The following is a 16,506-nucleotide window of genomic DNA, read 5'->3' as shown; positions in this document are numbered from 1 at the left end:
ACCCGGTGTCGGCTCAGTTGCGGTGCAGGGCAGCGTTGAGCTCGACCTTCTGGCCCTTGCGAGGCACTGCCTGGACCGCGCCGGTGACGGAGTCGCGGCGGAAGAGCAGGTTCGGCACGCCGGAGAGTGCCGAGGCCTTCACCGTGTCCATGACGGTGCGGTCATCGGCGAGCACCGAGATCTTGGTGCCGGCGGTGACGTAGAGCCCGGCCTCGATGACGCAGTCATCGCCGACCGAGATGCCCACACCGGAGTTCGCGCCCAGCAGCACGCGCTCACCCAGGGTGATCTTCTCCCTGCCGCCCCCGGAGAGGGTGCCCATGATGGACGCGCCGCCGCCGATGTCGGTGCCGTCGCCGACCACGACCCCGGCGGAGATGCGGCCCTCCACCATGGAGGTGCCCAGCGTGCCGGCGTTGAAGTTCACGAAGCCCTCGTGCATCACGGTGGTGCCCTCGGCCAGGTGCGCGCCCAGGCGCACCCGGTCCGCGTCGCCGATGCGCACACCGGAGGGGGTCACGTAGTCCACCAGGCGGGGGAACTTGTCGATCGAGTGCACGCTGACGTGTCCGCGGGAGCGCAGCTTCAGCCGGGTGGTCTCGAAGTCGGCGACCGCGCAGGGCCCGAAGTTGGTCCAGACCACGTTGCTCAGGTGACCGAAGATGCCGTCGAGGTTGATGGTGCGCGGTTTGACCAGCCGGTGGGAGAGCAGGTGCAGGCGCAGCCACACGTCGGAGGCGGAGCTCGCTTCGGAGTCGAGGGCGGACTCCACGGAGACCACCTGGGTGGTGACCCCGCGGTCAGGATCCTCGCCGGTCGCGGCCTGCAGGGCGGCGATCAGCTCGGCGTCGTCGTTCTCGGACAGGGGGGCCATCACAGGGCGCGGGAACCAGGTGTCCAGGACGGTGCCGTCGTTGGTCACCGTGGCGAGGCCATGGCCGGATGCGGTTCGAATGTCAGTGCTCATGGCACCATCCTACTTTTTCCGGCGCGGGAGCCCAGGAGCGTCCTGTTGCGGGTCCCATGCGCGGGGGCGTTCGCCTAGGCTGGGCGGATGGATATCCGTGGACTGCTCTCCGGCGACGTCGCCGCGCTCACCGAGGCGATCATCGGCTGCGAATCCGTCTCCGGCGACGAGACGGCCCTGGCCGACGCCGTGGAGGCCGCGCTTGAAGACCTGCAGGGCTTGCGCGTGCATCGCGACGGCGACACGATCATCGCGCGCACCGAGACCGGTGCGGCGCAGCGGATCATCCTCGCCGGGCACCTGGACACCGTGCCGCTGCCGACCACTCCGGGCTCCCGCGGCACCGTCCCGCCGCGCTGGGAGCAGGCCGAGGGGGTAGACGTGCTCTACGGCCGCGGCGCCACAGACATGAAGGGCGGTGTGGCGGTGCAGCTGAAGCTCGCCGACGACGTCGCGGCGCGCCTGGCCGCGGGAGGCTCCCTGGACCGCGACATCACCTGGGTCTTCTACGACCACGAAGAGGTCGAGGCCAGCAAGTCCGGTCTGGGACGGGTGCTGAACCGCGTGCCGGAGCTGCTGGACGGCGATTTCGCGGTGCTGCTGGAACCCACCCACGGCGTGGTCGAGGGTGGCTGCAACGGCACCTGCCGCTTCGAGGTGACCATCCCCGGGGTCGCCGCGCACTCCGGGCGGGCCTGGATGGGGGAGAACGCGATCCACGGCACCGCCGGGCTGCTCCGGGTCTTGAGCGAGTACGCGCCACAGACCATCACGGTGGAGGGCCTGGACTACCGCGAGGGGCTCAACGCGGTGCGGATCCGCGGCGGGGTGGCCGGAAACGTCATCCCGGACTCCACCGTGGTGGAGATCAACTACCGGTTCGCCCCGGACAAGACCGAGGAGCAGGCCCACACCCATGTCCGTGAGGTCCTCGCCGAGGCCGGAATAGGCGCGGCTCAGCAGAAGGTGACCGACAGCTCCGCGGCCGCGCGGCCAGGGCTGGACCATCCCGCGGCCAAGGCGTTCATCGACGCCGTGGGCGGAGAGCCGATGCCCAAGTACGGCTGGACCGATGTGGCACGGTTCTCGGCCAGGGGAGTCCCGGCGGTGAACTTCGGCCCCGGAGACCCGCTGCTGGCACATTCCGACGATGAACACGTCACCGCGCAGGCGCTGCGCGACTGCCACACCGCGCTGCACCGCTGGCTGCTGGACGGCTGAGCTGCTGCGCCGCCACGGCAGCCCTCGGAGCGGATCCTCTAAGCTGATTTCATGACCCAACAGCAGACCGCCAGCACTCGTCCAGTCGCCCTGATCACCGGGGCTTCCCGCGGGATCGGCAAGGCCATCGCCGCCGAGCTCGGCCGGGACCACCACATCCTGGTCGGCGGGACGAACCCCGAGACCGTGGACGCCGTGGTGCAGACCCTGCCCAGCGCCGAACCGTTCCTGCTGGACCTGACCGACCTCGACGCGATCGCCCCCGCGCTGCAGGCCGCCGGGCTCGCCCGACTCGACGTGCTCGTCCACTCGGCCGGACTCGCCTGGATGAACCCGGTCGCGGAGACCTCTCCGACGCAGTTCCAGGAGATGTTCACCGTCAACGTCTTCGCCGTCGCGGAGCTGACCCGCGCCGCGCTGCCGCTGCTGCGCGAATCCACCGGACAGGTGCTGAGCATCAACTCCGGGGCAGGATTCACCGCCGGACCCGGAAGCTCGCTCTACTCCGGGACCAAGTTCGCGCTGCGTGCGCTCACCGACGCGCTGCGCGAGGAGGAGCGGGGCCGGGTCAGGGTCACCTCGATCCACCCAGGCCGGGTGGACACCGACATGCAGGTCGCCCTGCAGGAGTCCATGGGCAACGAGGACTACGACGGGGGCATCTACATCTCCCCGCAGGCGATCGCCGAGGCGGCGCGCACCGTGGTGGACATGGAGGACGCCTCCATGGTGGAGAGCATCTCCATCCGCCCGGTGCAGAGATAGCAGGGAAGACGTGACCGACCTGCGCGTCACCGAGCTCCCCGAAGAACTGCTCGATGCCGCCGTCGGGCTCTGGCAGCAGGCCGGGCTCACCCGGCCCTGGAACGACCCGCTTGAGGACTGCCGGCGGGCCCTCACCGGAGAAGAGTCCACGGTGCTCGCAGCGCTCGACGCCGCGGGGGAGCTGGCCGGCACGGTGATGGTCGGCCAGGACGGTCACCGCGGCTGGATCTACTATCTCGCCGTCGACCAAAGGCATCAGGACCAGGGGCTCGGCAAGGCGCTCCTGGCCGGGGCCGAGGACTGGCTGCGCGGGCGCGGGGTGCCCAAGCTGATGCTCATGGTCCGGCAGGAGAACGCAGGCGTCCAGGACTTCTACCGGGCGCTGGGCTACACCGACCAGGACACCGTGGTGCTGGGCCGCTGGCTGGACACCGAGCTGGATTGACGCCCGGCTGCCCGACGGCTGAGCCTCAGCGTCCGGCGGGAGGCGTCCAGGCTCGCAGCTTCGCGATCAGGTCCTGCGGATCGGTGCTGATCACCAGTGCCGCGCGGCGCCAGGCGGACATGAAGCCCTCGTCGACCATATGGTCCACCATGGCCAACAGCGGATCCCAGAATCCCTTGACGTTGTAGAGCCCCACCGGCTTGGCGTGCAGACCCAGGTACTGCCAGGTCCACACCTCGAAGAACTCCTCCAGCGTTCCCATGCCGCCGGGCAGCGCGATGAAGCCATCACCGAGGTCCACCATCCGGGACTTCCGGGTATGCATGTCGGGCACGATCTCCAACGAGGTCAGCCCATGATGTCCCACCTCGCGTCCGATCAGCACCTCGGGGATGATCCCGTGGACCTCGCCGCCGGCCTCCAGGGCCGCATCGGCGATCTGCCCCATCAGGCCGACCTTCCCGCCGCCGTAGACCACGCCGATGCCGGCCCCGGCCAGCGCGGTGCCGAGCCGGCGGACCTCTTCGGTGTAGTCGAGATCAGCTCCGGAGGCGGAACCGGTGAAGACCGTGAGAGCATTGAACCGCGGGGCAGGGGCAGTTGCTGGGGTGTCGAGAGATACAGGCGTCACGGATCTATGATTCCACAGCGATTTCACAGCGACCAGGAACCCCTGTTAGACTTTCGTAGTCGCAATCCTCCATAGCTCAACGGCAGAGCACTCGACTGTTAATCGAGCGGTTGTTGGTTCGAATCCAACTGGGGGAGCAGATTCGCCCTCGCCCTCACGGGCGGGGGCGTTTTTCATGTCATAGTGTGCTTCGTGCGACGCTGTCCGTGACGGGGCCGCTTCGATGATGCAAGGCTGTCCCGCCGCCCTGACCTGGTGAACCTGATTCGGAGACTTGATGAGCGCCCCTGAGACGAAGACCCACGACATCGCCCGGCTGATCATCTCCTGCCCGGACCAGCCAGGGATCGTGGCGGCGGTCTCGGAGCTGATCGCCGAGGTCGGCGGCAACATCATCAGCCTGGACCAGTACTCCACCGGCGTGGAGGACGGCCGATTCTTCCAACGCACCGTGTTCCACCTGCCCGGACTCGCCGCGGCGAAGCCCGCGGTGGAGCAGGCCATCCAGACGAAGCTGGCTGATCGCTTCTCCATGGACTATTCGCTGGCAGCGGCAGATCAGCCCAAGCGGGTGGCGATCTTCGCGTCCAAGACCGACCACTGCCTGCTGGATCTGCTCTGGCGGCACCGCCGCGGTGAGATCCCGATGGACATCGTCATGGTCATCTCCAACCACGCCGACCTCGCCGAAGATGTGCGGCCCTTCGGGATCCCGTATTTCCACGTGCCGGTGATCAACGGGGACAAGGCTGCGGCCGAGGCCCGGCACCTGGAGCTGCTGAAGGGCAACGTCGACATGATCGTGCTCGCCCGGTACATGCAGATCATCTCCGAGGACTTCCTCGAACATGTCGGGGCTCCGGTGATCAACATCCACCACAGCTTCCTGCCCGCCTTCATCGGCGCCGGCCCGTACCAGAAGGCCGCTGACCGCGGAGTGAAGCTCATCGGCGCCACCGCCCATTACGTGACCAAGGACCTCGACGAGGGTCCGATCATCGAGCAGGACGTCATCCGGGTCTCGCACAGCGACGACGTGGCCCAGCTCACCCGCTTCGGCGCCGACGTCGAACGCGCCGTGCTCTCCCGCGCGGTGAAGTGGCACTGCGAAGACCGGGTCATCCGCAACGGCAGCACCACGATCGTCTTCTAGCTCTTCTCCTCCGTCGAGGGGCGGATTCTCCGGGTGCCTGACGGGCCGGGAAGCCCAGACTGGCCGGAGGATCCGCCTCTCAGCGAGAAGAGGGAGGGATCAGGATTCGAGGTTCTTCTCGCGCTCGGTGGAGGTGACCTGGATCTTGCGCGGCTCCTCGGTGGCGTAGACCCCGGTCACGCGGACCGTGAGCACGCCTGATTCGTAGGTCGCGGAGATCGCGTCACTGGAGACCTCGCCCGGCAGGGTGATGGTGCGGGAGAAGGACCCGTAGCGCACCTCGCGCAGACCCTCGGCCTCGGTCTCGCTGCGACGCTCCCCGGACACGGTCAGCGTGCGTCCGGTCAGTTCGACCGCGACGTCCTTGTCCGGGTCGATGCCGGGGAGGTCGGCGCGCAGGACCAGGTCCTCACCCTCGCGATGGGCATCCACGGCGGGCACGAAGCCGGCCTGGCGCTGGGCCGCATCCATCGAGGGAGTCCGCATGCTGCGGAAGACATCGTCGATCAGGGCGAAGGGGTCCAGACGGGTCAGAGAGTTGTTCATAACGGCAATCAGCTCCTTATGCTCATCGCTCTATAGGACTGGGTCAGTGCCTTGCGGCGTCGGTTCCTGTGGAACCCACACCCAGTATATTCCCAAGTTGAGCATGATGCACTCAACTTTTTCGACGGATTGGACAACGATTCGAGCACGGGCTTCTGTCGCAATACAGGCCCCCGCAGCTGAGGCTCACCTCCGCCGGGCCACCCGGTTCGATTAGAGTGCCGGGGTGTCCAAGTCAAAGAAAACGCGCATCCAGCACGTCCTGGCCGTCGAGGCCAAGAAGCAGCTCAGTCCGCACATGATCCGGCTGGTCCTGGGCGGACCCGGGTTCGAGGCGATCGAGTTCAAGTCCGTGGGGGAGTCGCCTGCCACGGACCAGTACATCAAGCTGCTCTTCCTTCCGCAGAGCGCCGCGGAGGCCGCGCAGCTGCCCGAGGGTCTGGACCTCAGCCGCCCCTACGACATGGACGCGCTGCGCGAACAGCTGCGCACCGAACAGATGCCGGCGACCCGGACCTACACCATCCGCCACGTCGACCATGAGAACTCGCAGATCTGGGTGGATTTCGTGGTCCACGGCGAGGAGGGCCGCGCCGGAGTCTGGGCGAAGAACGCGCAGATCGGGGAGCAGATCAGCTTCTTCGGGCCCGGGAGCGGCTACGCTCCGCGCGGGGAGGCTGAATGGCACCTGCTGGCCGGTGACGAGGCCGCGCTGCCCGCGATCGCCTCGGCGCTTGAATCGATGGCTGAGGACGCGCGCGGGGTCGCCGTCGTCGAGGTCCGTGACGCGGCCGAGCGCCAGCCGCTGGATGTCCCCGCAGGGATGGACCTGGTCTGGCTGCACCGCGAGGCCGACTTCAGCCCGGAGACCACGATGCTCGCGGAGTACCTGGAGGAGCTGGCCATCCCGGAAGGTGATGTGCAGGTCTTCGTGCACGGCGAACGGGCCCAGATGAAGCGGATCCGCCGCATGCTGGTGGATCAGAAGGGGCTGGAGCGCAAGGCGATGTCACTTTCCGCATACTGGGCGAACGGCCGGATCGAGGACCAGTTCCAGGCCGAGAAGCGCACCCCGGTGGGGCGGATCGAGGACTGAGCGGGGTCCGCAGAGCGGAGCAGCGAGCCAGGGAGGCCAGGAACGACGACTCCGCCCATCCCGCGTCGACTCAGCCCGCCACCCCTGAGCTGGTGCCGACCACCAGGGCGAAGACCAGGCCGACCGCCAGCAGCAGCATCGTGATCGCCGAGCACACGCCAGCCCGCTCGCGGTGCCCGGCCAGTCGCAGGTCCGCACGGTCACGCATGGACCCGGCGAGCAGCATGATCAGGTCGATCAGCGTCCAGGTGAAGATGATCGTGATGCAGAGCAGCCCGAGATTCGCGAATCCTGAGACCATCAGCGCGACGGCGGCGATGCTCACCAGCACCATCAGCGACGCCGTCACCGGGCGGTTCAGATACCACCGATGCGCCCCTGCGGGCCCCATGAGAAGTGTCAGGAGCCAGGCGATCACAAAACGTTTCTCCGAGGTGGGCTGGCTCTCGTACGCCCGCTGGTCAGCCTCGGTGTAGGTGTTGGCATAGAGCTCTTCGAAATCGTACTGGTCAGCCATGTTCTCAATCGTATAGGTGGTAGTTTGTAGTGAACTGAACACCCACCCTCGAGCACCATCTCTCTTATGGAGGCGCAGTCTTGTCTCAGCCCGGAACCGGCCGCACAAAGGGCACGGCGCCCCGTACGTCGCTGCTCGATGTGATCAAGGTCGTACTGCGACTCGGCCCCAAGCAGATCAACGACGAGATCCAGCTGGCCATCGGCCAGATGAAGACCAAAGGTGTGGCCGCGGGCATCGCCGTGGCCCTCATGGTCGTCGGCGTCGTCTTTCTCACCTTCCTCGTGGTGGCGCTCATCGTCGCCGCCGTGGCCGCGTTCGCGCTGATCTTTGAACTCTGGGCCGCCGCGCTCATCGTGGCCGGCATCTTCTTGCTGATCGCGCTGATCTTCGCGCTCATCGGGCTGCTCAAGTTCCGCAAGACGCTGCCGCTGCTGCCCGAAGACGCCATCCGCGGCTTCCGCCTCGATCTCGGAGTGGCCCGCGAAGGCACCCGCTTCGATCCGCAGAGCCTGGATCAGGCGGATTCCGAGAAGCGTCGGCAGAAGGAAGAGTCCAAGCGTCAGGCGGCCGAACAGGCGAAGAAGGACGCGAAGACTCCCGGCGCCGGTTCCCCGACACCTCCCACCTACAGCGAGCTGCTGCGCCGCACCGGCCTGCGCCGCGATCACCTGGCCTCGCTTCAGGACCAGATCACCTCCAGCACCCGAACCATCGCCGAGAGCGTCAAGGACCGGGCTGAGAACGTCAAGGACAAGGCCGAGAGCATCGGCTCCAAGGCCCGCGGCGGTTCCAAGCCGAAGCCCAAGGCCGACCGCGGCTCCTCCGACCGGGTCGGGCCCAAGCCGAAGACCCTCGGTGCCGCCGGTGAGCCGGTACGCGTCCCACCCGCCGCCGAGCCCAAGATCGAGGGCGTCCCCGCCGCCGCAGGCCAGGAGTCGGGCGCACACGCTGCCGGAGAGTTCGTGGCTGCGCGGTGGAAGCCGCTCGCCGTCGTCGCTGGTTCTGCTGCTGCAGGTGCAGTCTTCCTCCGCGAGCTTGTGAAGAAATAAACTGCCCCGGTGAGACTGATCGGTGCCGGAACCCAGGATGGTTTCGAGTACACCATGCGCGAGACGTTCTGGACCGCGCCCAACATCGTGACCGTGCTGCGGGCCCTGCTGATCCCCGTGTTCGTCTGGCTCGTGGCGCAGGACCAGTACATGGCTGCGTTCTGGGTGCTGGTCGTCCTCTCCAGCACTGACTGGATCGACGGGTACATCGCCCGACGCTTCGATCAGATGTCCACGGTGGGCCAGTGGCTGGATCCGTTGGCGGACCGGCTCGCACTGATCACCGTCAGCGCCACCCTGGCCACCTTCGGGATCGTGCCGATCTGGGTCGTGCTCGCCGTGGTCATCCCCGACCTGATCCTCTCGGTCAACACCTATCTGCTCTTCAAGGGACCGCCTCCGCTGAAGGTCACCCTGCTGGGCAAGCTGCGCACCGCGTGCCTGCTGATCGGGCTGCCGCTGGCCCTGCTGGGTTCCACCGGGATGCTGCGCGAGGGCCTCATTCCTGACATCGCCTTCGTGCTGCTGGCGCTCGGCGCGGCGATGCATATCATTGCTTCAATCGACTACTTCATCAAGGCCCGCCGCGAGGCGGCGCGGCTGCGCGGCGAACAGGCCCGCCCGGACACCGAGGAGGATTCGACCGCCTGATGATGAACCATGTGCCCGCCGATGCTCGCGGTGATGAGCCGGGGGAGAAGCCTGCCGGGGAGCCCGCAGAGAAGCCCGAGGTGAACCCCGCTGAGCAACCCGGTGGGAAGCTCAGGATCCTGATCGCCGCCGACACGTACCCGCCCGACGTCAACGGCGCGGCGGTCTTCAGTCACCGGCTGGCGAAAAACATGGCGGCTCGCGGTCATGAGGTCCACATCGCTGCCGCAAGGACCAGCCGCGGCCCTGACATGGTCGAACATACCGACGAGGCCACCGTGCACCGGTTCCGGTCATTCAAGGCCCCGACCCACGAGTACATCCGGCTCTGCCTGCCCTGGCTGGTGGAGCCCGCCATGGGGCGGCTGATGGACGAGCTGCAGCCCGACGTCGTCCATGTCCAGTGCCACTACATGATCGGCAAGGCTGCGATCGATGCCGCCGCCGAACGCGGTCTGCGCACCATCGCGACCAATCACTTCATGCCCGAGAACCTGGACCCGTTCCTGCCCTTCCCTGCCTGGTTCCGCCGGATCGTGGCGAAGAACTCCTGGCGGGACATGGGCAAGCTGATGGGCAAGGCCGCCGTGGTGACCACCCCGACCCCGCTGGCGGCGCGGACCATGATGGAGCGGGCAGGATTCAAGAAGGTGCTCCCGCTCTCCAACGGGATCGACGTCGAGAACTACCGGCTGCGTCCCGGTGAGGTGCTGGCCCCGCCCGAGAGCCCCACGGTGCTTTTCGTGGGCCGTCTGGCCGTGGAGAAGAACGTGGATGTGCTCATCGACGCGATCGGCAAGACCGATCCGGGGCTGGGGATCGGACTGGACATCGTCGGCGACGGCGAGCAGCGCGATCGGCTCGCCGCACAGATCCAGGAGCTGGGCCTGGACGATCGAGTGCGGATGCGCGGCCATGTCGACGAGGACGCGCTGCGCCGCGCCTACCTCGAAGCCGATGTCTTCTGCCAGCCCGGGACCGCTGAGCTGCAGTCGCTGGTCTCCCTGGAAGCGATGTCAGCCGGGCTTCCCGTGGTGCTCGCCGACGCTCTGGCGCTGCCGCACCTGGTGGAGGAGGGGGTCAACGGCTACCTCTTCGAGCCCGGGAACTCCGCACATCTGGCGGCACGGTTGGAGCAGCTGTTCACGATGAGCCCGGAACAGCGCACCGCGATGGGGGAGCGCAGTCGGGAGCGGGCGGGCCGGCACAGCCTCAACACCACGATGAACGCCTTCGAGAAGCTCTACCGCGGCGCGGACTGGATCGAGAACAAGCACCCGCAGTAGCGGAGGCCGGCGTCTCTGCCGTTGCGTCTCTGCCGTCGCGGCCGCTGGCGAGGTCACTGTGCCGGGGTCACTCCGCCGGGGTCAGGCGCAGCAGTTCGGCGCCGTCGCCGTCTTCGATGATCCAGATGCTCCCGTCGGGGGCCTGCTCCACGTCGCGGATCCTGGCCCCCATGTCCCAGATCTCTTCCTCCCCGGCCTGATCGCCGTCGAGCTCCACGCGGACCAGTGCTTCACCCGAGAGCGCCCCCATGAAGGCGCTGCCGGTCCAGTCCTGGAACATCTCACCCTGGTAGATCATCAGGCTGCCGGGGGAGATGGAGGGGGTCCACCAGGCGGCGGGGGCCGCGAAGCCGTCCCCCTCGGTGTGGTCCGGGATCTCTGCGCCGCCGTACTGGGAGCCGTTGGAAGCCTCGGGCCACCCGTAGTTCTCGCCCGCCTCTAGCAGGTTCAGCTCGTCGCCGCCCTCGGGGCCCATCTCGGAGATCCAGAGCTCCCCGTTCGCGTCGAAGTCGATGCCCAGCGGATTGCGGTGACCATAGGTCCAGATCTCCTCGGTGACGTCCCCGTCCTCGGCGAAGGGGTTCTCCGGAGCCGGTTCGCCCGCGGGGGTCAGACGCATCACCTTGCCCAGGCCGCTGGAGAGATCCTGCGCCGGGTCGAGCTGCTGACGGTCCCCGGAGGTGACGAAGAGGTGCTCTCCGTCCGGGCTGAACGCGAGGCGGTGCGAGAAATGCCCTGCGCCGGAGGTCTTGGGGTCCTGCTCCCAGATCACCGTGAGGTCCTCCAGCGTCGCAGTGTCCCCGGAGTCCACCAGCTGCGCGTGTCCGACGACGGCACCGGTGCCCGCCTCCGAGGCGTTGATCCAGCTCAGGTAGACGCGCTGACTGTCGTCGAAGTCTGGGGCGGCGACGACGTCGCCCAGGCCGCCCTGACCCTCGACGACGATGTCCTCGGGCAGGCCGCTCACGCTGATGTCATCGGCGTCCGCAGAGTCTTCCGGCGCGGCAGAGCCGTCCGCGCTGCGCAGGAACAGCTCGCCGTATCTGCTGGTGATGAGCATCTGCTCGGTCCCGGGCAGGAACTCCAGCGCCCAGGGGGCGTCATAGCTGCCCTGCTCTTCGATGCTGAACGGCGCAGCGTCAGAGTCGGGGCTCGGGTCCGCGTCGGGTGCTTCAGAGTTCGGTGATGCGGCGTCTGGTGATTCGGGGTCTGTGGATTGAGAGTCTGCCGCGTCAGTGCCGGTCTCAGCACCGTCGCCGGCTTGCTCCGTGGAGGGTTCGGCACAGCTGACGAGCAGCAGAGAGGTGAGGATTCCGGCAGATATCGCAGGTAGACGTCCCATGACCCGACCCTAGTTCAAGCGTGTGCCCGGCCGGAACGTATGACATAGGTCACGGTGGCTCGCCAGCAGACGTAGCCCGCCTGAACCTGACTTTCGACGGTAGGGCGTCTGGGACTTGAACCCAGGACAAAAGGATTATGAGTCCTCTGCTCTAACCAACTGAGCTAACGCCCCTCGGGTCCGCGCGCACGATGAGCAGTCGAGTCGCGAGGACACTCCGACATACTACCGAGCCTGCCCGCTCAGAGCTGAACCCTGACCGACGCGCGGGCCCGGGGGTGCTCCTCGGCCTGCACCTCCAGCGCCGTGAGCCCATGGTCGGCGGGGAGTCCCGCGACCAGCTTCTCGGCGATGTGCTCGATGATCACCTCGGTGGTGGTGAACTTCTCGGCGAGCTCGGTCACCTCGTCGAGGTTCTTATAGCGCAGCGGCTCCAGCGTGGCGGCGAGCAGCTCGGTGGCGGCCCCGATGTCCATGACCACGCCGTACTCGTTGAGGCTCTCGCGGAAGAAGCTGGCCTCGATGCTCAGCGTGGCGCCATGAAGGTTCTGCGCCGGTCCGAAGAACGGGTCCTTCAGGCTGTGCGCGATCATGATGTGGTCATCGACGGTCAGGCGGAATCGGCTCATGGCTCTCCTAGGTGGTGGTGGTGGATGGGAATCGTCGCTGCGCGAGCCTCACCCGAAGGCGTAGTGCGCGGCGAGCGGGTGATCGATCACGTGCAGGATCTGCTCCCGGGTCCAGGGCGCACCGGTGGCGACGTCCTGCATCACGGCAGGCAGCTCGGCCAGCGGCGAGTGCCCGCTGATCAGCATGTCGAAGCGGGAGTCGAGCAGGCCTAAGGCCGTGGCGAGACGCTGGCCGCGGGTGCGGCGCATCCGCCGTGGGCCGGACACCTGACCGACCTGGGTCGCGACGATGCGAAGCCGGCGGGCATGGAAGTCGGCACCCAGCGGGATCTGCTGATCTCCGGTGCCGAACCAGGACTGCTCCACGACCACGGCGTCGTCACCGGCCAGACGCAGTGCGGTGGCGAGCCCTGAGGAGCTGGCCGAGCTGTGCAGGACCACATCGTTGTCGAGTCCAGCCTCCTCGGGGGTGACGGCGTCCAGGCCCAGGGATTCGATGACGGCTCGCCGCTCGGCGTCGATCTCCACGACCTGCAGACGCTGCAGCGCCGTCTTCGAGGCCAGCAGCGCCGTGGTCAGCCCGATCAGACCGCCGCCGACGACGGCGACCCGGTCGCCGACCATCACGGGCCCCTCCCAGAGGCCGTTGAGTCCCACCTCGCCGATCCCGGCGAGCAGCGCCCGCTGCGGGGGGCAGTCTTCGGGGAGCACGTGGGCGGCGGACTCGGGGACGACGACATGTTCGCGGTGCCCGGCCAGGGTGAAGACCGTCCGCCCGATCAGCGCTTCGCTGCCCTGCCGGACCACCCCGACGTTGAGATAGCCGTGCGAGACCGGGAAGGGCAGCTCGCCGAGCTGGAAGGGGGCCTGCATGACTTCGGTGATGTTCGCGGGCACCTCGCCGCGGTGGACCAGCGACTCGGTGCCGCGGGAGATGCCGCTGTGCAGGGTCTCGATCAGCAGCTCGCCGGGGCGGGGCGACGGGAGTGGGACATCGCGCAACGCCCCTGTGTCGGCGGACTCCGTCCAATATTGGCGAGAGGTTTCGGGAGTCTGGCCGTGGCCCTGGACATCCGCGCTGACACCGGTGAAACGCAACTCGCTCATGACACTCATCATGCCAGAGCCGTCCACTCCGTCGCCCCGTCGACGGCTGTGCCAGAATCGGCATGTGCTGAAGCTCTTCTTCGACTGCCGGTACACCCGGACCCAGGTCCACGACGGCATCTCCAGGTTCACCGCCTCCCTGGTGGAGGCGGCCGCCGAACAGGCCGATGTCACCATGCTGATCAGCGATCCGCAGCAGCTGAACCTGCTTCCAGCCCTTCCTCATCTGCAGATCTCCTCGCCGACCTCGGCTCGGGAGCCCTGGGTCGCCCGGCAGATCAATCCGCACCGCCCAGACGTGGTGTTCTCCCCGATGCAGACCATGGGGGGACGGGGCCGGAACTACCCGCTGATCCTCACCCTGCACGACCTGATCTACTACGCACACCGCACCCCGCCGCGGGATCTGCCCGCACTGGTGCGCCTCGGCTGGCGGGCCTACCACCTCTCCTATCTGCCTCAGCGGCTGGTGCTGAACCAGGCCGACGCCGTTGCGACCGTCTCCGAGACCACCCGCGGGCTGATCCGCCGGCACCGGCTCACCCGCAGGCCGGTGGAGCTGATCTCCAATGCTCCGCCCGCGGTCGAGTGCCCCCGCGAACCGGGCGCGGCGCCGACGAAGGAGCTCATCTATATGGGGTCCTTCATGGGGTACAAGAACGTCGAATCCGTCATCGCGGGCCTGAACCGGCTGCCCGGATACACCCTGCACCTGTGCAGCCCGATCCAGGCCGCCCGCGAGGCGCAGCTCCGCACCCTTGCGGCCGACCCTGAACAGCTGGTCTTCCACCACGGGATCTCCGACGCCGACTATCGCACCCTGCTGCGGCGGGCCAGCGCATTGGTGACGCTCTCCCAGGCGGAGGGCTACGGTCTGCCCGTGGTGGAGGCGATGGCCCATGGCACGCCCTGCGTGGTCTCCGACCTGCCGATCTTCCGCGAGATCGGGGGAGCGGCGATGGCGGAGGCCGGCACCCAGGTGGTCCCCGGGCAGGATGCTGAAGCCCTAGCCCAGGCGGTGCGCCGACTTCAGGACCCTGCCACCTTCGCCCGCGCCTCGATCGCGGCCCGGGCGCGAAGCCAGGAGTTCTCCTGGGCGGACTCGGCTTCAGCGCTGGTCGCGCTGGGGGAGCGCCTCGCCGGGCACGGGCGGGCGGCCCGGCGCTGACCCAGGTGGACTGTCTCGTGCTGACCCAGGAGGGTGTCTCGCGCGGATCAGTGCGAGACGGTCGGGTTCTCGGATGTCGCTTCACGCGCCTGGCGCGCCGAGGCGACGTCGTCGACGACGACGACGATGTGGCGCACGCTGGAGATCAGGGAGCCGTAGAGCGGCCAGGAGTCTCCGGGCAGTCCCTCGCCCTCTGACATCTCGGTGGAGAGGGAGCTGAGGTTGTCGTGCATGGATGCGACCTCGGCATCGGGATCTGCGATCGCCCGGCCCGCGTCTCCGACGATCTGTGCCCACTGTTCGCGGAAGCGATGGTCCCATTCGCCGTCGGTGTAGGTCGCCTCTCGCAGGGTGCGAGACAGGTGCCGCAGATGGGAGATCCCCTCGTCGACGCGTTCGAGGATCTCCTCGTAGCTTGCCTGCTCGGAGTTCCAGCTGCTCACCTCGAGGCTCTGAATGCCCTGCCGCGCGCGGGGGTTGGCCCGGCGAGATTCACGGGCGAAGCGCACCACGGTCCAGGCGGAGTTCAGCTCCTCGGTCATCGATTCGGTCTCCTGGAACCATGCTTCGGCCTGATCGGTGTCCCATGAATCGGAGAACTCCTGGGAGATGCTGACCAGCACGCTGCCCATGCGCTCATTGATGCTGTCCACGTAGCGGCTGGCCTGCTTGTCTCGCAGCGGCGGCACGATCAGCAGGTTGACCAGCAGGCCGGCGGCCACACCGACGGCGACTTCGAGGATCCGGTCATCGAGGAGCCCCGCTTGATCATCGAAGCCGCTGCCGAGCACGAAGATCGCGGTGGTGGCGATCGCGATCCCCTCATCGCGGATCCAGGAGATCCGAGCCGCGACCACCCCGACCAGCAGGGCCAGGGCGAAGGTCCACAGGCTGACGCCGAGGAAGTAGCCGATCAGGAAGGAGAGACCGACGCCGAGGCTCGATGCGATGGTGGTCTGGATGCCGCGGGAGAGCGAACGATGGACCGTGGCGTGGACGGTGAGAAGCGCGGTCCACGGCGCGAGGAACGCCAGCTCGGATTCCAGCACCGAGGTGGAGACCCACCAGGCACCGGTGCCTGCGATCACGGTCTTGAGGATCTGCAGCAGATCGGTGAGGAACTCCGGCCGCTGCACCAGGTGTCGGATCTTCCTGGCGTCCCCTTCAGATGCAGGGCTGCGCCCAGGGGTGTTCTTCGCGTCCTGGTGGCTGCGGTTCGTCGTCTCCTCCTGGGAACGTCGGGCCACGCGTGCTCCTCGGGGTCTTGGTCGGCGATCGGGGGACAAGAGCCTACTAGATCTGGTTCGATGCCCTCCACCGGCACCATCACTCGTCGCCCAGCGGCAGCAGCACCGAAGCTTCGACGTCGCCGGTGAGCAGCAGCGGGTTGATGTACTCCCCATAGAGCCGCACGCCCCAGTGCAGGCAGGGTGCATCGCAATGGCCTGAGCTGGCAGCGAGCGTCCCCGCCGGATCCCCGGCGCTGACCCGATCGCCGACCTCCAGAGTGGTCTCCACCGGCTCGAAGGAGCTGAGGTGCCCCTTCCCGTGTCGGATGGAGAGCACCGGACGATCCACCACCACGCCCGTGAAGCTGACCTCACCGTCCGTCGGAGCCCTGATGGTCGCCCCGACGCTCAGCGGCCCCAGGTCCACCCCGCGGTGCCCTGGACCCCAGGGGGAGGGGGGCCTGGCGAAGGGCCGCAGCTCATCCGCGGCCACGGGCAGCCGCCAGGGCGCCTGTGCCATCGTTGGCGAAGAGCGCCCCGCCGAGAAGGGCTCCACCGCCGATGACCCCGCCGAGGCCGGCGTCAGCCCGCCCAGAACAATCAGCAGGGCGACACTCAGCGCAGCGACCTTCGCCACCGTGAATCCTCGCCCCCGCCTGCCCATGCACCCAGCCTCGACCACCCTGAACTCCGATCCCCGC

At 67.8% G+C, this 16,506-nt stretch carries 18 protein-coding genes and 2 tRNA genes; 10 read left to right on the top strand and 10 right to left on the bottom strand.

The genetic code is table 11. The annotated features are described in order from the left end of the window. Positions 1-13: 13 nt before the first annotated feature. Positions 14-967, bottom strand: a complete 954-nt coding sequence (dapD, locus tag LTI14_RS01655; protein WP_241475557.1) for a 2,3,4,5-tetrahydropyridine-2,6-dicarboxylate N-succinyltransferase — start codon at positions 965-967, stop codon at positions 14-16. 87 nt (positions 968-1,054) lie between these two features. Here dapD and dapE point away from each other — a divergent pair, with 87 nt between their 5' ends. From dapE to LTI14_RS01640, 3 genes are read left to right on the top strand one after another with little or no spacing between them, the layout of a single operon-like run. Beyond that, positions 1,055-2,188, top strand: a complete 1,134-nt coding sequence (gene dapE / locus LTI14_RS01650; protein ID WP_241475555.1) for a succinyl-diaminopimelate desuccinylase — start codon at positions 1,055-1,057, stop codon at positions 2,186-2,188. A gap of 51 nt (positions 2,189-2,239) precedes the next feature. Continuing rightward, positions 2,240-2,953 carry an SDR family oxidoreductase gene (locus tag LTI14_RS01645; protein ID WP_241464023.1) on the top strand — a complete coding sequence of 238 codons (714 nt, stop codon included), beginning with the start codon at positions 2,240-2,242 and terminating at the stop codon, positions 2,951-2,953. Positions 2,954-2,963: 10 nt separating this feature from the next. Next, on the top strand, positions 2,964-3,398 hold the full coding sequence (locus tag LTI14_RS01640; RefSeq protein WP_241464025.1) for a GNAT family acetyltransferase: 435 nt from the start codon (positions 2,964-2,966) through the stop codon (positions 3,396-3,398). Between the two features lie 25 nt (positions 3,399-3,423). Here the strand turns inward: LTI14_RS01640 and LTI14_RS01635 are convergent, their stop codons facing one another. Further along, positions 3,424-4,029: an LOG family protein gene (locus LTI14_RS01635; protein ID WP_241464026.1), complete on the bottom strand. Its 606-nt coding sequence runs from the start codon at positions 4,027-4,029 to the stop codon at positions 3,424-3,426. A gap of 65 nt (positions 4,030-4,094) precedes the next feature. On the opposite strand from LTI14_RS01635, the gene LTI14_RS01630 reads away from it, so the two are divergent. Continuing rightward, positions 4,095-4,166: transfer RNA gene (locus LTI14_RS01630), tRNA-Asn, on the top strand. Positions 4,167-4,306: 140 nt separating this feature from the next. Next, positions 4,307-5,182, top strand: coding sequence for a formyltetrahydrofolate deformylase (gene purU / locus LTI14_RS01625; RefSeq protein WP_241464028.1), 876 nt, complete (start codon positions 4,307-4,309; stop codon positions 5,180-5,182). 99 nt (positions 5,183-5,281) lie between these two features. On the opposite strand, the gene LTI14_RS01620 is transcribed toward purU, so the two are convergent. After that, positions 5,282-5,728 (bottom strand): Hsp20/alpha crystallin family protein, encoded by a 447-nt coding sequence (locus LTI14_RS01620; RefSeq protein ID WP_241464030.1) that lies wholly within the window; start codon positions 5,726-5,728, stop codon positions 5,282-5,284. Between the two features lie 226 nt (positions 5,729-5,954). Between LTI14_RS01620 and LTI14_RS01615 the strand changes: the two genes are divergently transcribed. Further along, on the top strand, positions 5,955-6,824 hold the full coding sequence (locus LTI14_RS01615) for a siderophore-interacting protein (protein WP_241464032.1): 870 nt from the start codon (positions 5,955-5,957) through the stop codon (positions 6,822-6,824). A gap of 70 nt (positions 6,825-6,894) precedes the next feature. Here LTI14_RS01615 and LTI14_RS01610 read toward each other — a convergent pair whose 3' ends face one another. Then, positions 6,895-7,341, bottom strand: a complete 447-nt coding sequence (locus LTI14_RS01610) for a TM2 domain-containing protein (RefSeq protein ID WP_241464033.1) — start codon at positions 7,339-7,341, stop codon at positions 6,895-6,897. 80 nt (positions 7,342-7,421) lie between these two features. Here LTI14_RS01610 and LTI14_RS01605 point away from each other — a divergent pair, with 80 nt between their 5' ends. The 3 genes from LTI14_RS01605 to LTI14_RS01595 are packed head-to-tail and all read left to right on the top strand — an operon-like array spanning position 7,422 to position 10,330. Continuing rightward, entirely contained in the window at positions 7,422-8,393 is a 972-nt protein-coding gene (locus LTI14_RS01605) for a phage holin family protein (protein WP_241464035.1), read from the top strand. Between the two features lie 9 nt (positions 8,394-8,402). Continuing rightward, positions 8,403-9,044 carry a CDP-alcohol phosphatidyltransferase family protein gene (locus tag LTI14_RS01600; protein ID WP_241470099.1) on the top strand — a complete coding sequence of 214 codons (642 nt, stop codon included), beginning with the start codon at positions 8,403-8,405 and terminating at the stop codon, positions 9,042-9,044. Then, positions 9,044-10,330: a glycosyltransferase gene (locus tag LTI14_RS01595; protein WP_241475553.1), complete on the top strand. Its 1,287-nt coding sequence runs from the start codon at positions 9,044-9,046 to the stop codon at positions 10,328-10,330. The genes LTI14_RS01600 and LTI14_RS01595 overlap by 1 nt, the downstream gene beginning before the upstream one ends. 67 nt (positions 10,331-10,397) lie before the next feature. Here the strand turns inward: LTI14_RS01595 and LTI14_RS01590 are convergent, their stop codons facing one another. From LTI14_RS01590 to LTI14_RS01575, 4 genes are all read right to left on the bottom strand, one after another. After that, positions 10,398-11,672, bottom strand: coding sequence for a PQQ-dependent sugar dehydrogenase (locus LTI14_RS01590; protein ID WP_241475551.1), 1,275 nt, complete (start codon positions 11,670-11,672; stop codon positions 10,398-10,400). A gap of 100 nt (positions 11,673-11,772) precedes the next feature. Further along, positions 11,773-11,846 (bottom strand) — tRNA-Ile (locus tag LTI14_RS01585). Positions 11,847-11,914: 68 nt separating this feature from the next. Further along, positions 11,915-12,301: a 6-pyruvoyl trahydropterin synthase family protein gene (locus tag LTI14_RS01580; protein WP_241475549.1), complete on the bottom strand. Its 387-nt coding sequence runs from the start codon at positions 12,299-12,301 to the stop codon at positions 11,915-11,917. A 48-nt stretch (positions 12,302-12,349) separates the two neighbouring features. Then, positions 12,350-13,408, bottom strand: a complete 1,059-nt coding sequence (locus tag LTI14_RS01575) for a zinc-dependent alcohol dehydrogenase (protein ID WP_241475546.1) — start codon at positions 13,406-13,408, stop codon at positions 12,350-12,352. A gap of 67 nt (positions 13,409-13,475) precedes the next feature. Here LTI14_RS01575 and LTI14_RS01570 point away from each other — a divergent pair, with 67 nt between their 5' ends. After that, positions 13,476-14,576, top strand: coding sequence for a glycosyltransferase family 4 protein (locus LTI14_RS01570; protein WP_241464436.1), 1,101 nt, complete (start codon positions 13,476-13,478; stop codon positions 14,574-14,576). 47 nt (positions 14,577-14,623) lie between these two features. On the opposite strand, the gene LTI14_RS01565 is transcribed toward LTI14_RS01570, so the two are convergent. Continuing rightward, positions 14,624-15,823 (bottom strand): FUSC family protein, encoded by a 1,200-nt coding sequence (locus tag LTI14_RS01565; RefSeq protein WP_241475544.1) that lies wholly within the window; start codon positions 15,821-15,823, stop codon positions 14,624-14,626. Between the two features lie 79 nt (positions 15,824-15,902). Then, positions 15,903-16,442, bottom strand: a complete 540-nt coding sequence (locus tag LTI14_RS01560; protein ID WP_241475542.1) for a M23 family metallopeptidase — start codon at positions 16,440-16,442, stop codon at positions 15,903-15,905. Positions 16,443-16,506 lie beyond the last annotated feature (64 nt).

Source organism: Nesterenkonia sp. YGD6, from assembly GCF_022565895.1.
Classification (GTDB): domain Bacteria; phylum Actinomycetota; class Actinomycetes; order Actinomycetales; family Micrococcaceae; genus Nesterenkonia.
Note: the sequence above shows the minus strand (reverse complement) of the source record. Positions and strands in the feature narration are given on the sequence as shown.